This window comes from Bordetella genomosp. 13 (genome assembly GCF_007679965.1).
In the GTDB taxonomy this organism is placed as follows: domain Bacteria; phylum Pseudomonadota; class Gammaproteobacteria; order Burkholderiales; family Burkholderiaceae_B; genus Bordetella.
Map to the genome: position 1 here is coordinate 34,716 of NZ_VEHL01000005.1, position 25,890 is coordinate 60,605.

Consider the following 25,890-nt stretch of genomic DNA (forward strand, 5'->3'; position numbering starts at 1 on the left):
CGCCAGGCCTTGCCGGCAGGCGCGCCGGGCCTACAGCAGGAATACCGTAGCCAGGCCCAGGAAGATGAAGAACCCCAGCGAGTCGGTGGCGAAGGTCAGCAGCACCGACGAGCCGATGGCGGGGTCGCGGCCGAAGCGCGCGCGCAGCATCGGCACCAGCACGCCGATGCCGGCGCCCACCAGCATGTTGCAGATCATGGCGGCCATCATCACGAAGGCCACCGCGAACGACCGCGAGATGATCCATGCGAACAGCGCCGCCATCAGGCTGCCGCACAGGCCGACCATCAGGGTGATGGTCATTTCGCGCTTGACCAGCGGCCACAGGTTGCGGCCGGTGATGCGCCCCATGGCCAGGGCCCGGATGATCATCGTCATGGTCTGGTTGCCCGAGTTGCCGCCGATGCCGGCGACGATGGACATCAGGAAGGCCAGCACCACGATGTGGCTGACGGTGGCCTCGAACTGCGAGGCGACGAACGAGGCCGTGGCCGCCGTACAGATGTTGAACAGCAGCCAGGGCGCGCGGTTGCGCAGCGCGCTGAGCATGGGGGCGAAGATGTCCTCTTCCTGCAGGCCGGCGCGCGACAGGGCCTGTTCCTGCGAGTCTTCGCGCATCACGTCCACCACGTCCGCGATGGTGACGCGGCCGATGAGGCGGCCCTGGTCGTCGATGACGGGCGCCGACACCAGATCGTAGCGTTCGAACGCGCCGGCCGCGTCGGCGTCGGAATCCAGCGGGTTGAGCGTGAGGAAGTCGGTGTTCATGACCCCGTGCACCTCGGAGTCGGGTTCGCTGACCAGCAATACCGAAATGGGCAGCACGCCCTGCAGCTTGTCCTGGCGGTCGACCACGAAGATCTGGTCGGTGTGGTCGGGCAGCTCGTGCAGGCGGCGCAGGTAGCGCAGCACCACTTCGAGCGTGACGTCCTCGCGCACCCGGACCATTTCGAAGTCCATGATGGCGCCGACGCTGTCCTCGGGGTAGCCCATGGCCTCGAGCAACTGCGCGCGCTCTTCCTCGGTCAGGCCCTTCTGCACCTCGGCCACCACGTCGGGCGGCAGGTCGGGCGCCAGGTCGGCCAGCTCGTCGGCGTCCATGTTGCCGGTGGCCTTGACCAGGTCCTGCCGGTCCATTGCCTCGATCAGCGATTCCCGGACCCAGTCCTCGACCTCGAGCAGCACGTCGGCGTCGTGCTCGGAGCTGACCAGGTTCCAGACCAGCTGGCGCTCTTCCTTGGGCAGCGATTCCAGGATGAACGCGATGTCGGCCGGATGCAGGTCATCGACCAGCGCCTTCAGTTCGGCCGTGTGCTGGCGGTGCACCAGGTCTTCGACCAGCGTGGCCTTGGCGTCGCCCTGTTCCTGGCGGTGCACCAGGTTCTCGACCAGCATCTGGCGGCGCAGGCATTCCTGCACCGCGGCCAGCGCGTGCTGGGCGTCTTCGGGATCGAGCCGGCGGGGGGCGGCGGCCGTTTTCTGCGCGACGGTGTCGGTCATGCTGGTTGCTTCAGATCGTGGGCAGGGGGCGGCTGCGGCGGGCTTCGTCGGTGGCGACGTAGGTGAGCGTGGCTTCGGTCACCTTGACGACTTCGGCGTCCAGGCGCTGGCGTTCGGCGTAGACCTCGACCGAGACCGTGATGGAGGTGGCGCCGGTCTTGACGATGGTGGCGTAGAAACTGAGCAGGTCGCCGACGAAGACGGGCTGCTTGAACTGGAAGGCGTTGACGGCCACGGTGGCTACCCGGCCGGCGGCGCGGCGCGCGGCGGGCACCGAGCCGGCGATGTCTACCTGGGACATGATCCAGCCGCCGAACACGTCGCCGTGGATGTTGGCGTCGGCGGGCATCGGCATGACCCGCAGGACGGGGTCGCGGCCTTCCGGCAGCCGGATCGAGGAAACTTGTGCGGGGGACGTCATGCGGCCGGCTCCGGAGCGGGAACCGGTCGATTATGCAGGAAAAACGTGAAGGCGGTGCGGCAGTGCACACCGCGTTTTCGTGCCGTCCGCGTCGGCGTCGCGGCAGGCGCCGCGGCGCCGTTCAGGCCGCCATCTTGACGATGGCGTAGCCGCCGAACAGCAGCCAGGCATACAGCACCGCGCCCAGCGCCAGCACGCGGGGGCCCGCCTTGCGGATCTGCGCGAAGCGGGTCTCGATGCCCAGCGCGGTCATGGCCATGGTCAGGGCGAACACGTCGAGCTTGCGGACCGCGGTGACGACGTCGGGCGGCAGCACGTTCAGCGAGTTGACGATGGCCAGCGCCAGGAAGCCCACGGCGAACCAGGGAATGGGCAGCTTGCCCTTGCGCTCGCCCTGTTCGTCCGGGCTGGCGACGCGGCTGCGCAGCCACAGGCCCAGCGCCAGCAGCACGGGCACCAGCAGCGCCACGCGCGTCATCTTCACGATGGTGGCGACCTCGGTGGTGGCCGGGTCGATGTTGCTGGCGGCGCCCACGACCTGCGCCACTTCGTGCACGGTGCCGCCGATGTAGATGCCCAGCGCCTGGGTGTCGAACTGCAGCCAGCCGGCGTGATAGAACACCGGGTAGAGGAACATGGACAGGGTGCCGAACAGCACCACGGTGGCCACCGCGACGGCGCTCTTGTGCGGCGCGGCCCGCAGCGTGGGCTCGAAGGCCAGCACGGCGGCGGCGCCGCAGATGGCGCTGCCGGCCGCGGTCAGCACGGCGGTGTCGCGGTCCAGGCCCAGCAGGCGCTGACCCACGAATGCGCCCAGCGCCAGCGTGCCCAGCACCACCGCGACCGACACGGCCAGGCCGGGCAGGCCGACGGCCATGATCTGCTGGATGCTGATGTTCAAACCATAGAACGCCACGGCGATGCGCAGCAGGCGACGCGCGGTGAAGTTGACGCCCACGCCCCATTCGGCCGGCATCGTGCCGCGCAGGAAGTTGCCGTACAGCATGCCGCAGACGATGCCCACGACCAGCGGCGAGAAACCCAGCGCGCGGATGGCGGGCAGGTCGGCCAATTGCACGACCGCGCCGGCCATCAGGGCGACGAACAGCACCCCATTGAGTTTGTCGCGCCAGGGGGTGGGGGTGGAGAGGGGGAGCGAGGCTTCCATGGACTTGTTTTGCGTATATCCAAATTACTTGTGGAAATATTAAAGTCCTGGGTACTATCTGAAAAATGGTTATTCCAGATAGCTACTATCCGAAATATTGATAGATCCGTCGTTCACCGTCGTCCTCCATGACCCCAGACCAACTGCTGACCTTCGCCTGCGTGGCCGATACCGGCAACATCAGCCGGGCGGCCGGGCTGCTGCATCTGTCGCAACCCGCCGTGTCGGGGCAGTTGCGGGCGCTGCAGGACTGGTTCGGCGAGCCGCTGTATCGCCGCCAGGGCCACGGCATCGCGCTGACTGCGGCCGGCGAACGCCTGGCCGAGCAGGCCCGGCTGCTGCGCCAGATCTACCTGCGCGCCCAGGCCGAGCGGGATGCGTGGCGCGGCCTGGACGCGGGCGTGCTGCGGCTGGGCGCGAGCACCACGCCCGCCAGCTATCTGCTGCCGGGGCTGGTGGCGCGCTTTCACCAGCGCTTTCCCGCGGTGGGGCTGCACCTGTCGGATGGCAATACCCGCCAGATCGTCGAGCGGCTGCCCGAACTGGACCTGGCCTTCATCGAGGGCGACGTGCCCGCGGGGCTGGCCGACGGCACGGCCGTGCACGCGTGGCGCGAGGACGAAGTGGTGGCGGTGGTGCGCGCGGACCATGCGCTGGCGCGGCAGGCGGCGGCCACGCTGCACGACCTGGCGGCCTGGCCGCTGGTGATGCGCGAGCCGGGCTCGGGCGTGCGCCAGCTGGTGGAGCGCGCCTTCGCGGCAGCGGACCTGGCGCCGGAGGCCGCGCTGGAACTGGCCGGGGTCGAGGGCGTGAAGCAGGCCGTGCGCGCGGGACTGGGCGTGGGTTTCGTGTCGGTGATGTCGATGCGCCACGAGGACGGCACGCTGGCCGTGGTGCGCGTGGCGCCGCGCGCGCTGACGCGTCGGCTCAGCATCCTGGTGCCGCATGCCGATACCGCCGCGCGCGCGGCGCGGCAGTTCCTGGACAGCTGCCTGGCGCTGGACGAGCAGGACACGTGGGCGTGATGCCCGATCGGGGCCACCGGCACGCGACGCGCATGTTCGATGAACTCGTATGCAGGTGCCGCGACGCCGATGCCGTCAGCCCTCGCGCGCCAGCCAGCGCGTGGCCAGCTGCACCCAGTACGTGGCGCCCAGCGGCAGCAGGTCGTCGTTGAAATCGTAGCTGCCGTTGTGCAGCATGCATGGCCCCATGCCGTGGCCCTGGGTGCGATGCGAGCCGTCGCCGTTGCCGATCCACACGTAGCAGCCGGGCAGTTCCTGCAGCATGAACGCGAAGTCTTCGGCGCCCATGGTGGGCGTGACGTTGTCGTCCAGGTTGGCGGCGCCGACGATGTCGCGGATGACCTCGGCGCAGAAGGCCGACTCGGCCGGGTGATTGATGGTGGGCGGATAGTTGCGTTCGAACTCGAACTCCATCTCGCAATCCATCGCGGCGCAGGTGTGCTGCGCGATCTCGCGCATGCGGCGCTCGATCAGGTCCAGCGTTTCCAGCGTGAAGGTGCGCACCGTGCCGCGCATCTCGGCGTCGTCGGGCACCACGTTGTCGGCGCTGCCCGTGTGGATCTGCGTGATGCTGAGCACGGCGGCGTCCTGCGGGTCGCGGTTGCGCGTGATGATGGTCTGCAGCGACTGCGCCAGCTGCACGGCCGTCATCACCGGGTCGACGCCCAGGTGCGGCATGCCGGCATGCGCGCCCTTGCCGCGGATGACGATGCGGAACTCGTTGGCCGACGCCATGATGGGACCGGACGTGAGCCCGAAGTGCCCGGCCGGCACGCCGGGCCAGTTGTGCATGCCGAACACGGCCTGCATCGGGAAGCGGCGGAACAGGCCGTCGTCGATCATGCGCTTGGCGCCGCCGCCGCCTTCTTCGGCGGGCTGGAAGATCACGTATGCGGTGCCCGCGAAATCGCGGTGCTGCGAGAGGTATCGCGCCGCGCCCAGCAGCATGGCGGTGTGGCCATCGTGGCCGCATGCGTGCATTTTGCCCGCGTGCCGGCTGGCGTGGTCGAAGGTGTTGATCTCCTGCATGGGCAGCGCGTCCATGTCGGCGCGCAGGCCCACCGTGCCCTTGCCCGGCCGGTTGCCGCGGATGATGCCGATCACGCCGGTGCCGCCCAGGCCGCGGTCGATCTCGATGCCCCATTCCTGTAGCTTGGCCGCCACCAGGTCGGCGGTGCGGAACTCTTCGAACGACAGTTCGGGATGGGCATGGATGTCGCGGCGCAGCACGGCGAGATCCTGCTGCCAGGTGACGATGGGCTCGAGCAGGTTCATGACGGACTCATGGAAGGGAGGGTCGAGTCAAGGGTATCATCAATCAAAACCCTACAAGAACGGAGGCAAACATCATGTCATCGCGTCCCTGGCTCGACCACTATCCGGAAGGGGTTTCCGCGGAAGTTTCCCTGAAGGGGTACACGTCGCTGACCGACCTGCTCGATCAAGCCTGCCGGCATCACGCCGACCGCATTGCCTGCACCTCGATGGGCAGCGACATCAGCTATTCCGAGATCGACACGCACGCGCGCGCCTTCGCCGCATGGCTGCAGTCATTGGGCCTGGGACGTGGCGCGCGCGTGGCGCTGATGATGCCCAACGTTCCGGCCTACCTGGTCGCCATGCTGGGAACGCTGCGCGCGGGCATGGTGGTGGTCAACGTCAACCCGCTGTACAAGCCCGACGAACTGGGCCACCAGTTGCGCGACAGCGGCGCCGAAGTCATCGTCATCTTCGAGAATTTCGCGCACACGCTGCAAAACGTGCGCGAGCGCGGCTCGCTGCGCCACGTGGTGATCGCCGCGCCCGGCGACCTGCTGGGCGGCCTGAAGGCGCCGCTGATCAATTTCGCGGCGCGCTACGTCAAGCGCATGATTCCGGCCTGGCACATCGAGGGCGCCGTGCGCCTGCCGCAAGTGCTGATCGAAGGGGCGCGCGAGACGTATGCGCACGTCACGCAGGGCATGAGCGACCTGGCGGTGCTGCAGTACACGGGCGGCACCACCGGCACGCCCAAGGGCGCGATGCTGTCGCACGGCAACCTGGTCAGCAACGTGCTGCAGGTGCAGGAGGTGGCCCGGCCCGCGCTGGGCGACCTGTCCGGCCCGCCGCTGACCATCATCAGCGCGCTGCCGCTGTACCACGTGTTCGCGATGACGGTGTGCGGATTGTTCGGCATGCATGCGGGCATGCGCAACCTTCTGATCATCAACCCGCGCGACCAGGCCGCGTTGATCCAGGCGTGGCGCAAGGTGCCGGTCAATGTGTTCCCGGGCGTCAACACGCTGTTCAACGCGCTGGCCAACAACGACGAGTTCGCCAAGCTGGATTTCTCCGGCTTGCGCCTGACCCTGGGCGGCGGCATGGCCGTGCAGCCGTCGGTGGCCGAGCGCTGGCTGAAGCTGACGCGGCGTCCCCTGATCGAGGGCTATGGACTGTCCGAGACCTCGCCGGTGGCCACCGTGAACCGCACCGACGCCACCGACTACACGGGCTCGATCGGGCTGCCGCTGCCGTCCACCGACGTGGCCATCCTGGACGAGGCGGGCGCGGAAGTGCCGCTGGGCGAGCGCGGCGAGGTCTGCATCCGCGGGCCGCAGGTCATGCTGGGGTATTGGCAGAAGCCCGAGGAAACGCGCGCCGTGATGACGCAGGACGGATTCTTCCGCACGGGCGACATCGGCATCATGGATGCGGACGGCTACACACGCATCGTCGATCGCAAGAAGGACATGATCGCGGTGTCGGGCTTCAAGGTCTATCCGAACGAAGTCGAGGCCGTGCTGTCCTCGCATCCGGGCGTGCTGGAATGCGCGGTGGTCGGCATACCCGACGGACATTCGGGCGAGTCGGTCAAGGCGTTCGTGGTGCGCCGCGATGCCTCGCTGACTGAGGCCGAGCTGCTGCAGTGGTGCCAGGACAAGCTGACCGGCTACAAGCGGCCGCGCCACGTCGAGTTCCGCAACGAACTGCCCAAGAGCAACGTGGGCAAGATCCTGCGTCGCGAGCTGCGGCCCGAAGAGCCGAAGCAGGCGGTGGCGGCCTAGGCGTATCAGGCGGCGGGTGGCGGCGCGCCGCCCAGGTGCGGCGTCACCATGTCCCGCAGCGCCTGGTGGATCTTGCGATTGCCCGCCACCAGGCGGCCGCCGACGGGCCAGGCGTCGCGCAGGTGCATGTCGGTGCACACGCCGCCGGCCTCGCGCAGGATGACCGTGCCCGCGGCCACGTCCCAGGGCGCCAGGCCCATTTCCCAATAGCCGTCGTAGCGGCCGCAGGCCGTCCAGGCCAGGTCGAGCGCGGCCGCGCCCATGCGGCGCACGCCGCGCGTACGGCTGATGGCGTCGTGCAGCATGGGCATGTACTGCGAGGCGAAGGAGAAGTCGCGGAACGGGAAGCCGGTGGCCACCACCGCGTCGTCCAGCGTCTCGGTGCGCGAGCACGAGATGCGGCGGCCGTTGAGCCACGAGCCGATGCCATGCACCGCGGTGAACAGTTCTTCGCGGCTGGGGTCGTAGACCACGCCGATGACGGGCGTGTCCTCGGTGATGCCCTGGTCGCCCGGCAGCTTCAGGCGGGTGCCCAGATGCGCGACCAGCGCGATCGACACGGCATAGTGCGGGATGCCGTGCAGGAAATTGGTGGTGCCGTCCAGGGGATCGATGTACCAGGTGGCCGGGCCCGACGCGGCGCCGCCGGTCTCTTCGGCCACGATGCCGAACTCGGGCGTGCGGGCGCGCAGCACGGCCAGGATGGCCTGCTCGGCCTCGCGGTCGGCCTGCGACACGAGGTCGTTGCGCGCCTTGCGGTCGATGACGAGATCGTCCCGGTTGTGGGCGTAGGATTGCAACAGGGCGGCGCCTGCGTGCGCCGCGCTCACGGCGACGTCGATGGCGGCGCCCAGGTCGATGGGCAAGGCTGCGGGGCGGGGGTCGGCGGTCTGCATGGCTTCAGTGTAAGCCCGTGTCCCGCGCGGGGTGACGGATCGGTCACGATCGCGCACGCCGCCGTGGCGCGCGGCCAACGGCCGCGCCCCGTCATCTTTCAGACTTCTGTTAAGTTTGCGGCCAATCGCCGCCTCTACATTCTTCATGTCTTCATTTCCCACGCCTTTGCAGCCCGCCCCGTTCGCGCTGGACGACAGCGGCAGGCTCTACAGCGCGATCTACGGCGACGTCTATCACTCTCCCGTCGAGGACGCGCTGGGGCAGGTGCACGAGGTCTTCCTGCGCGGCAACGGCCTGCCGCGGCGCTGGCGCGGGCGCGACCGATTCACGGTGTGCGAGACCGGCTTCGGCATGGGGCTGAATTTCCTGGCGCTGTGGCAGGCGTGGCGCGACGATGCGCAGCGGCCGCAGCGCCTGCACGTGGTATCCATCGAAGGCCATCCCTTCGAGCGCGAGGTGCTGCGCCAGGTGTTGCGCGGCCACGCGCCGGCCGCGTTGCGGTCCCTCGCCGAACAGTTGGCGGACCAGTGGCCCGCGCTGTTGCCCGGCCTGCACCGGCTGGAATTCGAGGACGGCGCGGTCACGCTGACGCTGGGCTTCGGGCCCGCCGAAACGATGGCGCCGCGCCTGTCGGCGCGGGTCGATGCGTTTTTCCTGGACGGCTTCGCGCCCGATCGCAATCCCGGCATGTGGACGCCCGGGCTGTTCGCCAGCCTGGCGCGCCTGGCCGCGCCCGATGCCACGCTGGCCACGTGGGCCAGCGCGGGGCACGTGCGCCGCGCGCTGGCCGACGCAGGCTTCGCCGTGCGGCGTGAGCCGGGCTATGGCGGCAAGTGGCATCGCATCGAAGGCGTCCGCGTGCCGCAGGCCGGCCCGGGGCCCGAATTGCCGGACGACGACGGCGCGCCGGTGCTGGTGATCGGCGCGGGCCTGGCAGGCGCGGGCGCGGCGCATGCGCTGGCGCTGCGGGGCCGGCGGGTGACGGTGATCGACCCCGCGGCGTCCGGCAGCGGGCACATGGGCCACGTGGCCGCCGCATTGACGCCCGTGATCGCGCGCGACGACAACCCGCGCGCGCGGCTGTCCCGGGCCGGCAGCCAGCGCGCGTTGCGGCGCTGGACCGCGCTGGGCGAGGCCGTCGCCTGGCGCTGCGGCACGCTGCAGCTGGAGCGCGACGCGGGCCGGGCGGTCGTACTGGCCGAGACGATCGCCGCGCTGGGTTTTCCGTCGGACTGGGTGCGCGCCGTCGATCCGGCCGAAGCGGCGCGCCTGGCGGGGCTGGCGGTGGCGCGCGGCGGTGTCTTCTTCGCGGACGGCATGCGGGTGCGGCCCGAGCTGCTGGTCGAAGCCCTGCTGGCCGCCCCCGGCATCGCGCGATCGGCGGGACACGTGGCCGGCCTGGTCCGGGTGGCAGACGCCTGGCAGGCGCGCGCTGCGGACGGCGCCTTGCTGGGCGAGGCGCCGCAGGTCGTGCTGGCCAATGCCGCGGGCACGCCCGCCTTGCTGCGGGCCTGCGGGCTGCTGGAGGGCTTGCCGCGCATGGCCCAGATGCATGCCCTGGCCGGCGAGGTGACCTTGCTGCCCGCGCAGGCGCTGGGCGGCGGGCCGCGCTGCGTGGTGGGCGGCGAGGGCTATCTGCTGCCGGCCGTGGACGGCTGGTGCGTCGCGGGCAGCACCTATGTGCATGGCGCGGCCGAGAGCCGGGTGGGCGTAGCGGGACAGCGCGTCAACCTGGACAAGGCGGCGGGCCTGCTGGCCGGCGGCGACGAGGCGTTGCAGGCGCTGCAGCCGGGCTCCCTGCCGGGCTGGGCGGGCTGGCGTGCGGTGCTGCCGGGCCGGCTGCCGGCGGTGGGGGCGCTGCCGCGGGCGCCGGGCCTGTGGGTGGCGACGGGATACGCCTCGCGCGGGCTCAGTTGGTCGGCGCTGGCCGGCGACCTGATCGCCGCGCAGATGTGCGGCGAGCCGCTGCCCCTGGAGAAGGACCTGATCGGACAACTGGCGCCCCGGTGATGCGAGGGCGGGGCGCTTTTCCGGCCTGGCGATGGCGCGCCGCAGGCGAGGCCAGGCAGCGCGCAGGCGCCTTCGCGTCATCGGCCAACCGGGCCCCGTCGCGGCCATCGACGCGCCACGCGGGCCCAGCCGCGGCACGGCGCGCTGCCCGCCGCGCCATGGCTGGCGCGGCTTCGCGGCGCGCGGAGCCCTTGAGTAAGTGGCCGCTTCGCCGCACGCCGCGCCCTCGTTGAAGCCCCGCTTTCGGGGCTCCCGGCCGGTCGAAAGGGGCCCGAGTTTATTTCAAACGCCAAATCCGTCAAAATAGCGTCTTTTGATGCATTTTTGGCTTATACCGCTAAGCCGGGGGATGCTCTGTGCCGCCGAAGTTCGACTTTGCCCATACCAATCCGCTCGATACGGTCGAGCTGCTGACGTCACGTCCCAGCCGTATCGACTTCGACGTGGGCGATGGGCTGCACCTGGTGGTCGAGGCTCATGCGCCGGGGGTGTTCCGCCTGCGCTGCGGCGAGCCCGGCCTGCTTACCGATGAAAAGACCAGCAGCCGCGCGCGTGCCGTGGCCGAGATGCTGCTGGCGCGCCAGGAGGCGGTCGGGGAAGCCACCATCGCGCCGCGCGACGCCGCCGACGGCTGGCGCATCGCGCAGGGCGACATCGCCATCGAGGTGCTGACCGATCCGGTCCGCATCGTGCTCTACCGGGGCGAGCAGCCGGTGCTGTCCTCCGAAGTCTCGCAGCATACGGCCGCGTTCGGCCACAACGCGCTGGACGAACCCGACCATGCCGTCTGGACGGCCGGCTTCGCGCTCGAGGGCAATGAAGGCATCTACGGCCTGGGCGAAACCCCCGGAGACCTGAACCGCCGGGGCGAAGAGGTCGTGTCCGACGATCCCGAGCATCGCGCCCTGCCGCTGGCCTGGAGCCCGCGCGGGTGGGGCATCTATGCCAACACCATGCGCCGCGTGCAGCATGCGCCCGGCATCGAGCCGGCGGACGGCGCCTACGTGTTGACCATCGACGATTCGGTGCTCGATCTGTTCCTGTTCGCCGGAGAACCGGGTGAGATCCTGAACCAATACACCGCGCTCACCGGCCGCGCCGGCCAGCCCGTCCTGTGGGCCATGGGGGCCTGGCTGCAGCAGGCCGCGGGCGAGATGCCCACCCAGACGGTCGCGCTGGTCGAGCAGATGCGCCAGGCCCAGATTCCGCTGGACGCCGTGTCGTTGGCGCTGCCGGCAGCTTGGGGCTTCCAGGCGGACAAGCCCGCGCTCGAGTGGGACGCCAGCCGCTTTCCCGACGCGCGCCAGATGCTGGCCCTGTTCCACAAGCACAACGTGCACGTCTGCGGCACCGGCTTTCCCGGCGTGCTGAAGTCCAGCCCGCTGTTCGAGGAACTGGAAGACCGCGGCTGGCTGCTGACCCGCGACGACGGCAGCGCGCAGGTGTTCGACGGCACGCCTGCCACCAGCGGCCAGCCTTTCGGCCTGCTCGACCTGACCTACCGCGACGCCTACAACCTGTGGGTCGAGCGCCACCGCCAACTGGTCGACGACGGCCTGGACGCGCCGGCGTGCGACGCGCAGCTGGACATTCCCGACGGCGTCAGCGCCCGCAACGGCGAAACCGGCCCGGCGCTGCGCAGCATGTACCCGCTGCTGGCCCGTCGCGCGCTGTTCGACGCGGTCGCCGGGCACAAGGTGCCGCCCGAGGGCGTGGTGCCCAGCACCGACCTGTTCCCGGCCGCCCAGCGCCTGCCGTGGCAGGCGGGCCCGCGCGTCACCAACGACTGGGCCGGCCTGCAGCACAGCCTGCGCACCGCGCTGTCCATCGGCGCCAGCGGCGTGCCGGTGCAGACGCACAACCTGGGCAACATCGACGCGCCCCTGGACGCGATGGATGCCGAGCTGTACGTGCGCTGGCTGGCGGCCTCGGTGTTCTCCGCCAACCTTACTTTCCAGGGCGCGCCCGGGCTGCTGCCGTGGGCCTTCGGCGATGAAACGCTGGGCCACGTGCGCACCTGGATGAACTGGCGCTATCGCCTGATCCCGTATGTGCTGGGCGCCATCGAAGACTCGGTGCGCACCGGCCTGCCGGTGCAGCGTTCGATGGCCCTTGCGTTCCCCGGCGACGTCGAGGCCCATGCCTGGGATACGCAATACCTGCTGGGCCCGGCCCTGCTGGTGGCGCCCATCACCCAGCCGGGCAGCGAGGCGCGCGTGTACCTGCCCAAGGGCGAGGCCTGGTGGGACCTGGCCACCGGCCACCGCTACGAAGGCGGTACCACCTGGACTCTGACCTGCGGCCTGGACCAGTTCCCGGTGTTCGGCCGCGAGGGCCACATGCTGTGCCTGGGTCCCATGGCCCAGCACGCCGGCGAGTTCAACTCGGCCCGCATCCTGGACGAAGTCTGGATGTTCGGCATGCCGATGCACAACCCGGTGGTCATGCGCAACAAGATCCGCGTCATGCAGATGCAGGGGTCCAGCTACATCAAGGGCCTGGAAGGGCTGCGCATCCTTCCGTCCGAAGGGCTCGAGGTCAAGCGTCGCGGCGCCGAGGTACGCATCTCCCGCGCGCGCTGACCGCACCATCGGGCCGGCCGCGGCGTACGCGGCGGCTGGCCTGCACTCCGGCGGCCCGGTCCGTGCCGCCGCATGCCTGCCGCATCCCCTTGCCCGGAACCGGCGACGCCCGCCGCCGGCCGTTGTTCCGACGCGATCTCGCGGCCCGGAACGAAGGGCCCGGCGGACAGGTGGACTCCGGTGGCAAGCCCGGGTCGGATCCGGCCAGCACGTCCCGCCTTTATATTTCCAAAAGTCATTAAAGACGGAATAAACAGTCGTTCTCATCAGAAGAGCGGCGTTAGAAAATCCACCGCCATGATTCATATCGAAAATCTATACAAGACGTACGCCACGCCGCACGGCCGGTTCGAGGCGCTGAAGGGCATCGACCTGCGGATAGAGCAGGGCGAGGTCTTCGGCATCATCGGGCCGAGCGGTGCGGGCAAGAGTACGCTGGTCCAGTGCATCAACCTGCTGGAACGTCCCGACCGGGGCAGCATCACCCTGAATGGCCAGGTGCTGACGGGCTTGTCCGAGTCGCAGCTGCGCGACCAGCGCCGCCGCATCGGCATGGTGTTCCAGGGCTTCAACCTGCTGTCGCGCCGCACGGTGTACGCCAACGTGGCGCTGCCGCTGGAGATCGCCGGCGTGCCGTCGTCCGAGATCCCGGCCAAGGTCGAGCGCCTTCTCGCGCTGGTGGGCCTGCAGCATCTGCGGGACCGCTATCCCAGCCAGATCAGCGGCGGGCAGAAGCAGCGCGTAGGTATCGCGCGCGCCCTGGCCAACGATCCCGACGTGCTGCTCAGCGACGAGGCCACCTCGGCGCTGGACCCCGAGACCACGCACAACATCCTGGCGTTGCTGCGCGACATCAACCGCAAGACCGGCGTCACCGTTGTGATGATCACGCACCAGATGGAAGTGGTGCGCGAGATCTGCGACCGCGTGGCGGTGCTGTCCGACGGCCAGGTCATCGAGATGGGCCGCACGCAGGACGTGTTCGCCTCGCCGCGCCACGACGTCACCCGCGGCATGGTGTCGGCCGCCACGGCCTCCGAGCTGACCGAGGCCACGCTGGCCGCCGCGCGCCAGCGCGTCGCCGAGCGGGCCGCCGCGCGGCCGGGGCAGGCCGTGCGCCTGCTGCGCCTGCAACTGACCGGCGGGGGCGCCGACACGCTGCTGTCCGACCTGACGCGCGCCTACGGGCTGGCGCTGGGCCTGGTGCAGGCACGCGTCGAAGACATCCAGGGCGTCGCGGTGGGCACGCTGTTCGTGTTCGCCGAAGGCGCCCCGCAAGCCATGCAAGGCGCGCTGGCCGACCTGGCCCGCCGCAACATCAACGTGGAACAAATCGCCGCCGAGTCCGATGGATCGGATGCCGCGCGCAGCAAGGAGGTGGCCGAATGAGCCCGCAACTGATCGACCTGCTCATCACCTCGCTGCTGGAGACGCTGCTGATGGTGGGCGTGTCCGGCGGCATCGCCGTGCTGGTCGGCGTGCCGCTGGGCGTCACGCTGATCGTGACCGCGCGCGGCGCGATGCTGCAGAACCTGGGCGTGAACCGCGTGCTGGGCCTGATCGTGAACGCGACGCGCTCGGTGCCGTTCGTGATCCTGATGGTCGCGATCATCCCATTCACGCGCTGGGTGGCCCAGACCTCCATCGGCACCACCGCGGCCATCGTGCCGTTGTCGGTGGCCGCCATTCCGTTCATGGCGCGCATTGCCGAGAACGCGATGCGCGAGGTCGATCCCGGCCTGATCACCGCCGCGCGCGCCATGGGCGGGTCGCCCCTGCAGATCATCTGCAAGGTGCTGCTGCCCGAGGCGCTGCCCGGCCTGCTGGCGGGCACCATCGTCACCCTGGTCAGCCTGATCGGCTACTCGGCCATGGCCGGCGCCATCGGCGGCGGCGGCCTGGGCGACCTGGGCATCCGCTATGGCTACCAGCGCTTCCTGCCCGAAGTGATGCTGGCCGTGGTGGTCGTATTGATCGTCCTGGTCCAGGCCGTGCAAAGCCTGGGCGACTGGCTGGTGCGACGCATGTCGCATCGTTGAAAGCTGCTCCTTTCTTTTCTTTTCTGCCTCGGAAGTTTTCCATCATGCGTATCTCGTTTCTCAAGTCCCTGGCCGTGGCGGCCCTGGGCGTCGCCGCCTTCGCGCAGCCCGCGCTGGCGCAGGACAAGCCGATCAAGGTCGGCGTGACCGCGGGCCCCCACGCCCAGATCTTCGAAGTGGTCAAGCAGGAGGCCGCCAAGCAGGGCCTGAACGTGCAGATCATCGAGTTCAGCGACTACGTGCAGCCGAACATGGCGCTGGCCTCGGGCGACCTGGACATGAACAGCTACCAGCACCAACCCTACCTGGACAACGCCAACGCCGACCGCGGCTACAAGCTGGTCAGCATCGGCAAGACCGTGATCTATCCCATTGGTATCTACAGCAAGAAGATCAAGAGCCTGGACGCGCTGCCGCAGGGCGCCAAGTTCGGCCTGCCCAACGATCCCACCAACGGCGGCCGCGCGCTGCTGCTGCTGCAGGCCAAGGGCCTGATCAAGGTGCGTCCCGAGGCCGGCCTGAAGGCCACCCCGATCGACGTGGTCGAGAACCCCAGGAAGCTGCGCTTCATCGAGCTGGACGCGGCCCAGCTGGCGCGTTCGCTGGCCGACACCGATGCCTCGGCCATCAACACCAACTTCGCGCTGGAAGGCGGCCTGGATCCCACCAAGGACGCCATCGCCACCGAATCCCCGGATTCGCCGTACGCCAACGTGCTGGTGGTGCGCGAGAAGGACAAGGACCGCGCGGACCTGCAGAAGCTGGCCGGCATCTATCACAGCCAGCCCGTGAAGGACTTCATCCTGAGCAAGTTCAAGGGCGCGGTGATCGCGGCCTGGTAAGCGTCGCGGTGATGGCCGCCAGGCCCGTTGACGGGTCTCGGCCGGCTATGCCATAATCGCGGGCTTAGGTTTCTGGGTCGATAGCTCAGTCGGTAGAGCAGCGGACTTTTAATCCGTTGGTCGCGAGTTCGAGTCTCGCTCGACCCACCAGTGAATCCAGGAAAAACGCCACGACGCACGTCGTGGCGTTTTTTCTTTGCGGCGAGCATGTGCGCGGCCTTCGTCGATGTGCGGGCGTGCCGCGCGGGGGGGCGAATGCCCGTGGCGCCGATGCCCCGCGCCGGGGCCGTCATGGCCTGTGGGTATGATGTCTGCAGCCCTGCCTGGGCGACTCAAGGAGATGGGACATGCATATCTTCTACAAGGCGAGCGTGCTGGCCTGCCTGGCGGCACTGTCTTCGCCGGCGTGGTCGCAGCCCACGGGCTGCGAAGCGAAACGCCAGGAAATCGAGCAGCAGCTTGCCGCGGCCAAGGCCCAGGGCAACCGCGCTCGCGTCGGCGGCCTGGAAAGCGCGCTGGCCAACGTCAAGGCCAGCTGCACGGATGCGTCGCTGCGCCGCGACGCGCAGGACAAGGTCGACAAGGCCCGGCAGAAGCTGGCCGAGCGCCAGCGCGGACTGCAGGAGGCCAAGGACGAAGGCCGCGACGCCGGGAAGCTTGCCGACCGGCAACGCAAGGTCGACGAGGCGCGGGCGGAGCTGGAGCGCGCGGAGGCCACCGCGGTGCGGTGATCGCGCCACGGGGGGCGCGGGCCTTCAGCGAGTCATCCGCGCCGATGCCGCCTGACACGGCGCGCACGCATTCACGCCTCGTCACCTCGAGAACATTCCCGTATCAGCGCGATCCGCTGTGGCGGGTAAGATCGAAGGACATAGTCTCAACCCCCAACAGGAGTCGAATCATGGCCATCGAAAAAGCAAGCGACAAAGCGAAGGAACTCGTCGACGACGGCGCTGACGCGGCCGAGTCCGCCATCGACCAGGTGGCCCATTCCGCTCGCCGCGGCACGCGCGCAGCCCAGGACTTGCTGGACAATACGCTGGACGAAGGCGGCGACGCCGTCGAGAACGCGGTGCTGTGCGCCAAGGACTTCATCCGCCAGAATCCCTTCACCGCCGTGGCCGCCGTTGCCGCGGTCGCGTATCTGTGGGGCCGCATCCGCGGCTGATGCACGGCCGCGAGCGCGTGTAGAAGTGGCCCGCGCTTGCGGGCCATTTTCATTGGGTAGCGGACGGTGTCGGCTCGCAGTCGTGCTATTTCGCCGCCGAAAGCCGGGCCAGGCCAGTAGCCAGCCGGTTGCGCAGCAAAGTCTCCAACTCTCCGGGCAGGTCCAACTCACGCGGGAAGGCGGCTTCGATACGTGCCAGCAACGCATCGAGGTGCACCGCTGCCGCCCGCCTGTCCTTGTGGCCGAACTGCTCGCAATTGGCCAGGACGGCGTCGCGCGAGATGTCGAAGCGGCCCAGCGAGAGCTGCATGGACAGGAATCCAGGCGTTTCGTCCGACGGCTCCGGCACGACGTCGAACGCGGGAGACAGCCGCCATCGCTTGTCCGCCGCGCCGTAGATGGCGGCGTGGTTGCGCGGGTGGTCGTCGTCATTGCCCACGATGGCGTTGAACACCATGCGGTCGAACAGTTCCATCGCGTCTTCCTTCGGCGCGCCGATACGGATCAGCATCTGGGCCAGCAACGGGTAGCTCCACAGTGCGCGCTCGTGCCCATTGGGATACTCCGTGCTCAGCAGCGATGCGGCGCTGAGGGTCATGACCCGGCGCGTGTCGACACGATCGAAACGCTTGACCGCCACCACGCTCAGGCCGCCCTTGACCTGATGGTGCCTGGACTGCGCGAAGTTCATTCCCGCCGCGTGGCCCCAGGTCATCGCCGCATGTTCCAGGCGCGGGACATCCAGCGTATCCGAAGACAGGTGGGGCTTGATCAGCCAGAATGTCGTGCCATCGTGCAGCGTGGTCTTGGGCCGTGCGCCGCCCAGGCCGGCGCTATTGAGCAAGGTGCGCCGCAATGATGCGCTGACGGGCGCCCGCCGCTCGTGGATCGCCAGCAATTCCTCGGTCAGCAGATCGAGCTGCGGCAGGCGAGGACTATTGAGGTTGGCCGGCGACGGCTTGGGCTGCGTACCGACCGCGAGCGCGCCCCACCGATCGCCATTGCTGGATGCCAGCAGGTACTTGTAGTCGGGCGTTCCGTCCACGAAGCCATGCTTGTGCTGCAGGACCAGCCGGCCCCATGCATCCGGGCTCGCATCGCGCAGCACGTCGTGCAGGCCCTGGTAACGGTGAGACACGTATCGCGTGTCGACTACGTTGGGCAGATTGACCGGATCGATGGCGAGGGTCGCGCCGCTGGCCAGATAGCTGGGCGCATAACGGAAGGTTCCTCTCGTGTCGGCCTCGAGCAGTTCCCAGCGGCCGACGGTCACCCAGTCGCCGGTATGGGGGTGCTGAAGGTAGACATAGAATCGGGGCAGTTTAGAAATCGTCATCATCGGAGTCCGAAGGATGACGCACGCGGGACAGCGGATCGGTGTTCCAGAGAGCAGCGTCGAGCGCCGGCGCGGCCTGATCCAGCAGCCCGAGTATCCATAAGGCGGTCAGGTACGAGCCCATGGCGGCGCCGGGATCGCCGCGTTCGAGACGCTGCAACGTTCCCCGCGAGATGTCCATGCGCGCGCACAGGTCGGCGGCGGACAGGCCCTGGTTGACGCGCTGTGCGCGGACGGCGCGGCCCCACGTGGCCAGCCTGTGCAGGACAGGGGGCGGCAGGGATGCGGAGGATCGGATCTTTCTGGGCATGCCGGTGATTTATAGATAAGCCTTTATTGGGGGTAAAGATACATCTATGGATCAAGCTTATGCAATCTATATCGAGCTGACTGATCAATAGAAAGTACTTTATCGGCCATAAAGCAACATCTATGGATCACTCTTCATTATCCTTCCGCATACGGCCCATGCCCTGATCTGCCATGAAAAAGAGGCCGCGCCCCGATGAACCGCCCTCGCATGCTGGCCAGATCGCCAACCGTCGAAGACCGTTCACCGTGACGCGGCCCCTGCCTGCGATGCAGGGAGGATCAGGCCGACGTGCCCTGGCCGCCCATCGCAGGATCGCTGACCGAGTGCTCGCCGGTCTCGACGCGGCCGGCGAAGCGGCGCACGAACTGCGCGTCGCTGCTGCTCTTGACCTCGAAGTCGTACCAGCGGCCGCTGTCGGCCAGTTCCCAGTGCAGCGACTCCTGCTTGCCGGCGGCCACGGTGACGGTCCAGGGGCCGTCCTCGCGGTAGGCCAGCGGCGAGACCGTGAACGTGCAGGCCTTGTCGCCGCCATTCATCAGCTCGGCGTAGACGTTGCCGTTGGCGATGTCGTAGCAGACGCGGATCTCGGGTTGCGCGCCGCTGTCGGCAATGCGCGCGGTGTCGCCCGTGAACTGGCGGTGGTAGCCGTTGGGGCCCAGCACCCACAGGTCGTAGCGGCCCAGGTTGTCCAGGCCGGCGTTCCACGTGTCGTCCAGCGTCTTGCCGGCTTCCACGGTGTAGCGGCGCGGCAGGCGGTTCAGGTGGTGGCGGTCATACACGTGGAACACGGCGGCCTGCGTGCCGGTGTTGGAGAACAGCAGCTGGACCTGGCCGTTGGCGTTGGCGCGCGCGCTGGTGTGCAGCTCGTAGGGCAGGGCGCGCGACGGGCGCGTGCCGCTGGCCTGGATCGGCATCTGCAGGTCGGTGGGCAGCGGCACGGCGGGCAGGGCCGCCTGCGTGTTGCGCAGCTGGTCGGCGTCGGCGCGCGTCAGGCGGCCCTTGAGCATCGGCAGCGCCTCGTCGTTGGGCGTGGCGAAGTTGAAGGCGCTGGTCAGGTCGCCGCACACGGCGCGGCGGAACGGGCTGATGTGCGGCTCTTCGACGCCGAAGCGCGCTTCCAGGAAACGCAGCACCGAGGTGTGGTCGAACGCCTGCGAGTTCACCCAGCCGCCGCGGCTCCACGGCGAGATCACGAACATCGGCACGCGCGGTCCCGGACCGAACACGCGATTGTCGGGGGTGGGCTGCTTGCGCGGGGCGCTGCCTTCCGGCGCGGGCTGCGTGTAGTACTCGTACGCCATGTCCGCGTCCGACAGCGTGGTCTTGCCCGCCAGGCTGAGGTCGGCGTTGCGCGAGGGCGCCGACGGCGACGGCATGTGGTCGAAGTACCCGTCGTTCTCGTCGAAGTTGATCAGCAGGACCGTCTTGCTCCAAACCTCGGGATTGGCGGTGAGCGCGTCCAGGATCTCCTGGATGAACCAGGCGCCTTGCACCGGGCTCGAGGGGCCCGGGTGCTCGCAATAGATCGACGGGGCGTTGACCCACGACACCTGCGGCAGGTTGCCCTGCATCACGTCGCGGCGGAAGGCGTCGAGGTAGGTGTCGGGCGTCGTGCCGGGCAGCGTGTTGGCGATGCCCTTGTACAGCGGGTTGCCGGGGTTGTCGGTGGCCGCGTCATAGGCCTTGTAGGGCAGCGGCTGGCCCGTGTTGGAATACGGCGCATTCGGCGAGCCGCCGCTGGACACCGGGAAGCCCGATGCGAGGTTGGCCGCGCGGAACTGGCGGAACGCGCCCAGCATGTTGTCGCCCCATTCGTCGGGCATGTTCTGGTAGCAGATCCAGCTGACGCCCGCTTGTTCCAGGCGTTCGGCGTAGGTCTTCCAGGTGTAGCCGGTGTTCTGGTCGCCGGCCACGCCGTTGATCGCGTCCCACTCGTTCGTGACGAAGGCCACGTTCTGCGCGGTGGGGCCGTTGGTGCCGGTCAGGAAGAACGAGCGGTTGGCGTCCGTGCCGGTGTGCATGGCGCAGTGGTAGGCGTCGCACAGCGTGAAGGCATCGGCCAGGGCGAAATGGAACGGCACTTCCTGTTCCTTGAAATAGCCCATGGACTTGTCGGTCTTGTAGCGTGCCCACTGCGAGATGCGGCCGTTGTCCCACGCGCTCTGGCTGTCGCCCCAGTCGTGGGGCGTGCCGCCGACGCGTTGCGCGTTGTTGGCCGTGCCGTCCAGGTGATAGGGCGTCAGCAGCGCGCCATTGCTGCGCTCTTGCTGCCAGACCTTGCGGCCATTGATCATCGGGATGGTGAAGCGGTCGCCGAAGCCGCGCACGCCCTTGAACGTGCCGAAGTAGTGGTCGAACGAACGGTTCTCCTGCATCAGGATGACGACGTGCTCGACGTCCTTGATGGTGCCCGTCTTGTTGTTGGCGGGAATGGCCAGCGCGCGGCGGATGCTGGGCGGGAAGGTGGCGAGCACGGCGGCGGCGAGGCCGGCGCCCGCGGTGTTCTGCAGAAATTGGCGGCGGGAGGTCATGAGTGTTCTGTACGGGTTCGTGGGGCGGTCACGGCGCGCAGCGCAGTTCGGGTTCGGGCTTCGGATTCGACGGCTGCTCGGTGCCGGGATCGGAGGGCGTGGACGGCTTGTCGTCGTCGTCGCTGCCGCCACAGGCAGTCAGGAGGGCGGCCATGGCAAGGGCCGCGGCAAGGACGCGCACAGAATGAGGTATGGGCATGGGATAGGGCTTGCTTGAATGGATGCGTCGGGCCGGATGCGACAGGCATCGGGACGGTGCAAGCCTAAGAACAGCAGGTGACAGCAGGGTGAAAGCTAGCTGAATTTGTTGCAGTGAGGCGCAAAGATATTGCTGGTAATTGCAATAGTGTTGTCACGCCGATGTGCCGATAACCCCATTGCGAGGACATCCCGGCGCCATTGCGGCGCGCGCGGCCGCGCACACGAAAAAGCCGCGCACGCGCGCGGCCCTGGTACGTGCTTGCAAGGGCGGCCGGCCTGGGCCGGCGCGCCTGTCCATCACTTGCCGGTCAGTTTCGCCGGCAGGTCGCGGCCATGATATTTCTTGTAGATCTCGTTCAGCGTGCCGTTCTGCAGGTTGGTCTTCACCCACTGGTCGGTCCATTCCTTCAGCTTGGGCTCGCCCTTGTTCAGCGCGATGCCCAGGTCGAAGTTGGTCTGTTCGAACTTCAGTTCGAACTTCTTGCCGGGCGCGCGCTTCTGCATCTCGGCCAGGTTCGACGGCGTGCTGGAGAACAGGTTGATCTGGCCCGTGACCATGGACGTGATCAGCGTGGCGTCGTCCTCGTAGCGCACCATCTCGGCGCCCTTGGCGTTCTGCGTGGTCAGCGAGTCGTTCACGGTGGCGCGCGTGACGCCGATGCGCTTGCCGGACAGGTCTTCGTAGCCCTTCACCTTGGCGTCCGCGACGCCGCCGACGATGATGGAGATCACCGCGTAGGGCACCGAGAAATCGATCACCTGCTGCCGCTCGGGCGTGATGGACAGGTCGGCGATGACCACGTCCGCGCGCTTGGCCTGCAGCGTGGGCACGCGCGCGGCGTTGGTCACCGGCACGATCTCCAGCTGCACGCCCAGGTCCTTGGCGTACAGCTTGGCGGTGTCGACGTCCGACCCGGCGGGCTGCAGGTTGGCGTCGGTGAAGCTGAACAGCGGCGTGCCCATGGCGATGGCCACGCGGATCTTGCCGGCCTTCTTGATGTCGTCGAGCTGGTCCGCCATGGCCGTGTGCGCCAGGCCGGCCATCAGCAGGGCGGCGGTGCAGGCGCGCAGCAGCAGTCGGGTGGGTTTCATGGTTGTCTCCGTGTACTGTTGTGTGTGGGGGTGAAGGGGAGCGGCCGCGGGTCAGAGGCCGTTGCTGAGGAAGGCCCGCAGTTCGGGCGTGCGGGGTGCGTCGAGCATCTCGCCCGGTCCGACCTCCCACACCTTGCCCTGGTGCATGTAGATGATCTGGTCGGCCACGCGCCTGGCGAAGGCCATCTCGTGCGTGACCAGCACCATGGTCATGCCGCCCGACGCCAGGTCTTCCATCACGCGCAGCACCTCGCCGGTCAACTGCGGGTCCAGCGCGGACGTGACCTCGTCGAACAGCATCACCTTGGGCGACATGGCCAGCGAGCGCGCGATGGCAACGCGCTGCTGCTGGCCGCCCGACAGCTGTTCGGGATAGCTGGCGGCCTTGTCGCCCAGGCCGACCTGGTCCAGCACCTTGCGGGCGATCTCGTCTGCCTCGCCGCGCTTCATGCCCTTGACGTGGCGCAGCGCCAGCGTGATGTTCTCGCGCACGGTCAGGTGGGGGAACAGGTTGTAGCTCTGGAACACGATGCCGACCTCGCGGCGCAGCCTGTGCAGGTCGATGTCGGGATCCTCGACGCGGATGCCGCACACCTCGATCGAGCCTTCGTCGATGGTTTCCAGGCGGTCGATGCAGCGCAGCGCCGTGCTCTTGCCCGAGCCGCTGGCGCCGATGATGGCCACCATCCTGCCCTTCTCGACCTCGAACGACACCCCTTTCAGCACGGGGTTGTCGCCGAAGCGCTTGTGGATCGCGTTGACCTTAACGATTGCCGACATTGAGCCTGTCCTCCAGGGCGGCGCTCCAGCGGGACAGCGGGTAGCACAGCAGGAAATAGAACACCCCGACCAGCGAGAAAATCAGGAAGGGCTGGAATATGGAGTTGTTGATGATCTGGCCCGCGCGGGTCAGCTCGACGAAACCGATGACCGAGGCCAGCGAGGTCATCTTGATGACCTGCACCAGGAAGCCGATGGTCGGCGGCAGCGACAGGCGCACGGCCTGCGGGATGATGACCAGCCGCAGCGTCTGCCAGCGCGTGAACGACAGGCACTCGGCGGCTTCCCATTGCGGGCGCGGCATGGCCTCGACGCAGCCGCGCCAGATGTCGGCCAGGTAGGCGCTGGTGTAGATCATCAGCGCCAGCGCGGCGGCTACCAGGGCGGGCAGCGCCAGGCCGTAGAACGACAGGCCGAAGTACACGATGAACAGCAGGATCAGCAGCGGGATGCCCTGGATCAGCTCGATGAACACCTGCGCCGGCAGCCGCAGCCAGCGGCGCGGCGAGATGCGTGCCAGCATCAGCAGGAAGCCGCCCGCGCCGCCCAGCAGGAAGGCCAGCGCGGACAGCACCAGCGTCCAGCCGATCGACTGCACGAGATACCACAGGTAGGTCCAGGTGAAGTCGCCGGTCATGTCGGGCTCCCGCCGTTGGAGGTGCCGGCCAGCGGCGGCCGGCCCGCCAGCGCGTTGCGCCGTGCGGCCTTGGCCGATTGCGCGGCGGCGCGTCGCACCACGCGCCGGCGCCTGAAGGCGTATTCGCCCACGACCCAGGCCAGCGCCTTGATCAGCAAAGACATCAGCACGTACAGCGCGGCCACCACCAGATAGGTTTCCAGCGAGCGGAAGGTGTCGGACTGCACGGTGTTGGCCACCGCGGTCAGCTCCTCGGCCGAGATCTGCGAGGCCATGGCGGAGGCCTGCATCATCAGCAGGAACTGCGTGGTCAGCGCCGGATAGACCTTCTCGATGGAGGGCTGCAGCATCACGTGCCAGGCGATGCGCCACTTGGACAGGCCCAGGCATTCGGCGGCCTCGATCTGGCCGCGCGGCACCGCTTCCAGGCCGGCGCGGATGATCTCGGCCGCATAGGCGGCGATGTTGATGCTCATGGCCAGCACGGCCGCCGCGAAGGTCGGCATGTGCACGCCCAGGCTGGCCAGGCCGAAATAGAACAGGAAGATCTGCACCAGGAACGGCGTGTTGCGCACGGCCTCGATGTAGGCGGAGCAGGCGCGCGACAGCCAGCGGCGCGGGCTGCGCTTGGCGAAGGCCACCAGCGTGCCCACGGACACGCCAAGCAGCACGGCCAGCGCGGTCATCTTCAGCGTCAGCCACGCGCCGTTCAGGAACACCGGCCAGTACGGTGCCAGCGGAGCGAAGTTCAGGGAAAAGGACATGGACGAGCGAGCTCTGCGTAAGCGGCCGCGGCGGCATGCGCCACGGCCCGGCCAGCCGGGGATGCCGGCTTATTGCGGGTCGAACGGGCCCGTGACGGTGAACTTGCCGCCTTGCAGCGTCATGGCCGGATCGTCAGGAGCGGGGGCGGGCCGGGCTTCGACCTTGGCGCGGTAGATCTCGGAGGTGTCACGCGGCGCGTAGCCCAGCCTGGCCGCATGGCGGTTGTCCCACCAGACCTTGCGGTTGGCCGACATGCCGTAGACCACGGTGTGGCCGACGTCCGGGGTGAACAGGCAGCCGTGCAGCAGGGCGTCGAAGTCGTCCAGGCTGATCCAGCTGGCCATCATGCGGCGGTCGGCCGGCTCGGGGAACAGCGAGCCGATGCGGATGCTGACGGTCTCGATGCCGTAGCGGTCGAAGTACAGCTGCGCCATGTCCTCGCCGAACGACTTCGACACGCCGTAGTAGCCGTCGGGACGGCGCAGCGCGTGCGTGTCGATCACTTCGTCCTGGCGATAGAAGCCCGTGACGTGATTGGAGCTGGCGAACACGATGCGCCTGACGCCCTGGCGGCGCGCGGCTTCGTAGAGGTTGAAGACGCCCTTGATGTTGGCTTCGAGAATCTCCTCGAACGGCCGCTCCACCGAGACGCCGCCCAGATGGACGATGGCGTCGCAATCCGCGGCCAGGGCGTCGAACGCCGCGCGGTCGGAGATGTCGCAGGGGACGGCTTCTTCATGCGGAAGGAGCTGGCCGACCTGAGCCTGCAGGGCGGCGGGCAGGTCGGACAGCCGCACGTGGCGGGCATAGGCGGCCAGGCGTGGCCGGACCGCGCGGCCCACGCCGCCGGCGGCGCCGGTCAGCAGCAGGCGGTTGAACCTAGGGGTACTGCTCATGGCATCTGTCTCCAGGCCCGCACGCTGATTTTTACCGCGATCAGGGTACTGAATGCGGGTGCGCGCCAGTTTTCTTGTACGTCATCATACAAGCGGATGCATTCTATGCCCGCGTGATTGCCCCGTGCGAGTCGGTATATTCCCGGATATGCGGGTGTGCCGTGATGCAGGCTGCTACTGACGGAGAACAGGGCGGCCTTGTCCGAACACCGTCACGACCAGGAGGCGCTTTCGCCGGCGGCGGGCCGGCGAAAGCGGGCACCCGCGTCATTGCGCGGTCTGCTCGAACGCTTCCAGCGCGCGCAGCGAGTACACGTAGGCCGTACCCGAATTGATGGCGATGGCCGTGGCCAGGGCCTGGGCGACTTCGGCCTCGGTGGCGCCGGCCTTGCGGGCGGCTTCGGCGTGCACGCCGATGCAGCCATCGCAATGCGTGGTCACGCCCACGGCCAGCGAGATCAGTTCGCGCGTCTTGGCGTCCAGGGGGCCTTCGGTGGTGGCGTCGCCCAGGGTTTGATAGGCCTTGAGCATCTTGGGATGGGTCTTGCCCAGGTTGCCGAAGGCGCGTTTCACGGCGGGTACGTATTCAGACCAGTTGAACAGCATGATAATTCTCCACGTTGGCTGGGTTCGGGATGCGCGT

The 25,890-nt window shown here is 68.5% G+C and carries 23 protein-coding genes, 1 tRNA gene and 1 pseudogene; 10 read left to right on the forward strand and 15 right to left on the reverse strand.

Features of this window, described 5'->3' with window-relative positions; genetic code table 11:
• Positions 1-30 precede the first annotated feature (30 nt).
• The 3 genes from mgtE to FS845_RS13540 all read right to left on the reverse strand — a co-directional run bounded on the left by mgtE (position 31) and on the right by FS845_RS13540 (position 3,089).
• Positions 31-1,500, reverse strand: coding sequence for a magnesium transporter (gene mgtE / locus FS845_RS13530; RefSeq protein WP_144635926.1), 1,470 nt, complete (start codon positions 1,498-1,500; stop codon positions 31-33).
• Positions 1,501-1,510: 10 nt separating this feature from the next.
• Positions 1,511-1,921, reverse strand: a complete 411-nt coding sequence (locus tag FS845_RS13535; RefSeq protein WP_144635929.1) for an acyl-CoA thioesterase — start codon at positions 1,919-1,921, stop codon at positions 1,511-1,513.
• A 121-nt stretch (positions 1,922-2,042) separates the two neighbouring features.
• Positions 2,043-3,089 (reverse strand): YeiH family protein, encoded by a 1,047-nt coding sequence (locus FS845_RS13540; RefSeq protein WP_144635932.1) that lies wholly within the window; start codon positions 3,087-3,089, stop codon positions 2,043-2,045.
• A 128-nt stretch (positions 3,090-3,217) separates the two neighbouring features.
• Here FS845_RS13540 and FS845_RS13545 point away from each other — a divergent pair, with 128 nt between their 5' ends.
• Positions 3,218-4,114: a LysR family transcriptional regulator gene (locus FS845_RS13545; protein ID WP_144635935.1), complete on the forward strand. Its 897-nt coding sequence runs from the start codon at positions 3,218-3,220 to the stop codon at positions 4,112-4,114.
• A 75-nt stretch (positions 4,115-4,189) separates the two neighbouring features.
• Here the strand turns inward: FS845_RS13545 and FS845_RS13550 are convergent, their stop codons facing one another.
• Positions 4,190-5,389, reverse strand: coding sequence for a M20 aminoacylase family protein (locus tag FS845_RS13550; RefSeq protein WP_144635938.1), 1,200 nt, complete (start codon positions 5,387-5,389; stop codon positions 4,190-4,192).
• A gap of 74 nt (positions 5,390-5,463) precedes the next feature.
• On the opposite strand from FS845_RS13550, the gene FS845_RS13555 reads away from it, so the two are divergent.
• The gene (locus FS845_RS13555; RefSeq protein WP_144635941.1) at positions 5,464-7,158 is read left to right on the forward strand and encodes an AMP-binding protein; all 1,695 of its coding nucleotides are present in this window, start codon (positions 5,464-5,466) and stop codon (positions 7,156-7,158) included.
• Between the two features lie 5 nt (positions 7,159-7,163).
• Here FS845_RS13555 and FS845_RS13560 read toward each other — a convergent pair whose 3' ends face one another.
• Positions 7,164-8,054, reverse strand: coding sequence for an inositol monophosphatase family protein (locus tag FS845_RS13560; protein ID WP_144635944.1), 891 nt, complete (start codon positions 8,052-8,054; stop codon positions 7,164-7,166).
• A gap of 145 nt (positions 8,055-8,199) precedes the next feature.
• Between FS845_RS13560 and mnmC the strand changes: the two genes are divergently transcribed.
• The 8 genes and pseudogenes from mnmC to FS845_RS13600 all read left to right on the forward strand — a co-directional run bounded on the left by mnmC (position 8,200) and on the right by FS845_RS13600 (position 16,696).
• Positions 8,200-10,065 carry an FAD-dependent 5-carboxymethylaminomethyl-2-thiouridine(34) oxidoreductase MnmC gene (mnmC, locus tag FS845_RS13565; protein WP_144635947.1) on the forward strand — a complete coding sequence of 622 codons (1,866 nt, stop codon included), beginning with the start codon at positions 8,200-8,202 and terminating at the stop codon, positions 10,063-10,065.
• A 356-nt stretch (positions 10,066-10,421) separates the two neighbouring features.
• Positions 10,422-12,647: a glycoside hydrolase family 31 protein gene (locus FS845_RS13570; protein ID WP_144635950.1), complete on the forward strand. Its 2,226-nt coding sequence runs from the start codon at positions 10,422-10,424 to the stop codon at positions 12,645-12,647.
• A 297-nt stretch (positions 12,648-12,944) separates the two neighbouring features.
• Positions 12,945-14,073, forward strand: a pseudogene (locus tag FS845_RS13575) (methionine ABC transporter ATP-binding protein); the annotation flags it as partial.
• Entirely contained in the window at positions 14,033-14,686 is a 654-nt protein-coding gene (locus FS845_RS13580) for a methionine ABC transporter permease (RefSeq protein WP_144635956.1), read from the forward strand. The pseudogene FS845_RS13575 and the gene FS845_RS13580, both read left to right, overlap by 41 nt.
• A gap of 44 nt (positions 14,687-14,730) precedes the next feature.
• Positions 14,731-15,528 carry a MetQ/NlpA family ABC transporter substrate-binding protein gene (locus tag FS845_RS13585; RefSeq protein ID WP_144635959.1) on the forward strand — a complete coding sequence of 266 codons (798 nt, stop codon included), beginning with the start codon at positions 14,731-14,733 and terminating at the stop codon, positions 15,526-15,528.
• 74 nt (positions 15,529-15,602) lie between these two features.
• Positions 15,603-15,678, forward strand: a tRNA-Lys gene (locus FS845_RS13590).
• Between the two features lie 197 nt (positions 15,679-15,875).
• Complete coding sequence (locus tag FS845_RS13595; RefSeq protein WP_144635962.1) at positions 15,876-16,259, forward strand: DUF1090 domain-containing protein; 384 nt, start codon at positions 15,876-15,878, stop codon at positions 16,257-16,259.
• A gap of 170 nt (positions 16,260-16,429) precedes the next feature.
• Entirely contained in the window at positions 16,430-16,696 is a 267-nt protein-coding gene (locus FS845_RS13600; protein WP_144635965.1) for a DUF883 family protein, read from the forward strand.
• Positions 16,697-16,781: 85 nt separating this feature from the next.
• On the opposite strand, the gene FS845_RS13605 is transcribed toward FS845_RS13600, so the two are convergent.
• The 10 genes from FS845_RS13605 to FS845_RS13645 form a co-directional block, all read right to left on the reverse strand.
• Positions 16,782-18,035: a type II toxin-antitoxin system HipA family toxin gene (locus FS845_RS13605; RefSeq protein ID WP_260986280.1), complete on the reverse strand. Its 1,254-nt coding sequence runs from the start codon at positions 18,033-18,035 to the stop codon at positions 16,782-16,784.
• Positions 18,019-18,342, reverse strand: coding sequence for a helix-turn-helix domain-containing protein (locus FS845_RS13610; protein WP_144635968.1), 324 nt, complete (start codon positions 18,340-18,342; stop codon positions 18,019-18,021). Before FS845_RS13610 ends, FS845_RS13605 begins: the two co-directional genes overlap by 17 nt.
• Before the next feature lie 281 nt (positions 18,343-18,623).
• Positions 18,624-20,876, reverse strand: a complete 2,253-nt coding sequence (locus tag FS845_RS13615; RefSeq protein ID WP_144635971.1) for a phosphocholine-specific phospholipase C — start codon at positions 20,874-20,876, stop codon at positions 18,624-18,626.
• 28 nt (positions 20,877-20,904) lie between these two features.
• Positions 20,905-21,030 (reverse strand): hypothetical protein, encoded by a 126-nt coding sequence (locus FS845_RS26830; RefSeq protein WP_260986297.1) that lies wholly within the window; start codon positions 21,028-21,030, stop codon positions 20,905-20,907.
• Between the two features lie 344 nt (positions 21,031-21,374).
• A complete protein-coding gene (locus FS845_RS13620; protein WP_144635974.1) occupies positions 21,375-22,169 on the reverse strand; it encodes a transporter substrate-binding domain-containing protein in 795 nt (264 codons plus the stop codon).
• Positions 22,170-22,220: 51 nt separating this feature from the next.
• Positions 22,221-22,949: an amino acid ABC transporter ATP-binding protein gene (locus FS845_RS13625; RefSeq protein ID WP_144635977.1), complete on the reverse strand. Its 729-nt coding sequence runs from the start codon at positions 22,947-22,949 to the stop codon at positions 22,221-22,223.
• Positions 22,933-23,586, reverse strand: a complete 654-nt coding sequence (locus FS845_RS13630; protein WP_144635980.1) for an amino acid ABC transporter permease — start codon at positions 23,584-23,586, stop codon at positions 22,933-22,935. The genes FS845_RS13625 and FS845_RS13630 overlap by 17 nt, the downstream gene beginning before the upstream one ends.
• Positions 23,583-24,350 (reverse strand): amino acid ABC transporter permease, encoded by a 768-nt coding sequence (locus FS845_RS13635; RefSeq protein WP_144635983.1) that lies wholly within the window; start codon positions 24,348-24,350, stop codon positions 23,583-23,585. The genes FS845_RS13630 and FS845_RS13635 overlap by 4 nt, the downstream gene beginning before the upstream one ends.
• 69 nt (positions 24,351-24,419) lie before the next feature.
• Positions 24,420-25,247: an NAD-dependent epimerase/dehydratase family protein gene (locus FS845_RS13640; RefSeq protein ID WP_144635986.1), complete on the reverse strand. Its 828-nt coding sequence runs from the start codon at positions 25,245-25,247 to the stop codon at positions 24,420-24,422.
• A 267-nt stretch (positions 25,248-25,514) separates the two neighbouring features.
• Positions 25,515-25,853, reverse strand: a complete 339-nt coding sequence (locus FS845_RS13645) for a carboxymuconolactone decarboxylase family protein (RefSeq protein WP_144635989.1) — start codon at positions 25,851-25,853, stop codon at positions 25,515-25,517.
• Between the last annotated feature and the right edge of the window lie 37 nt (positions 25,854-25,890).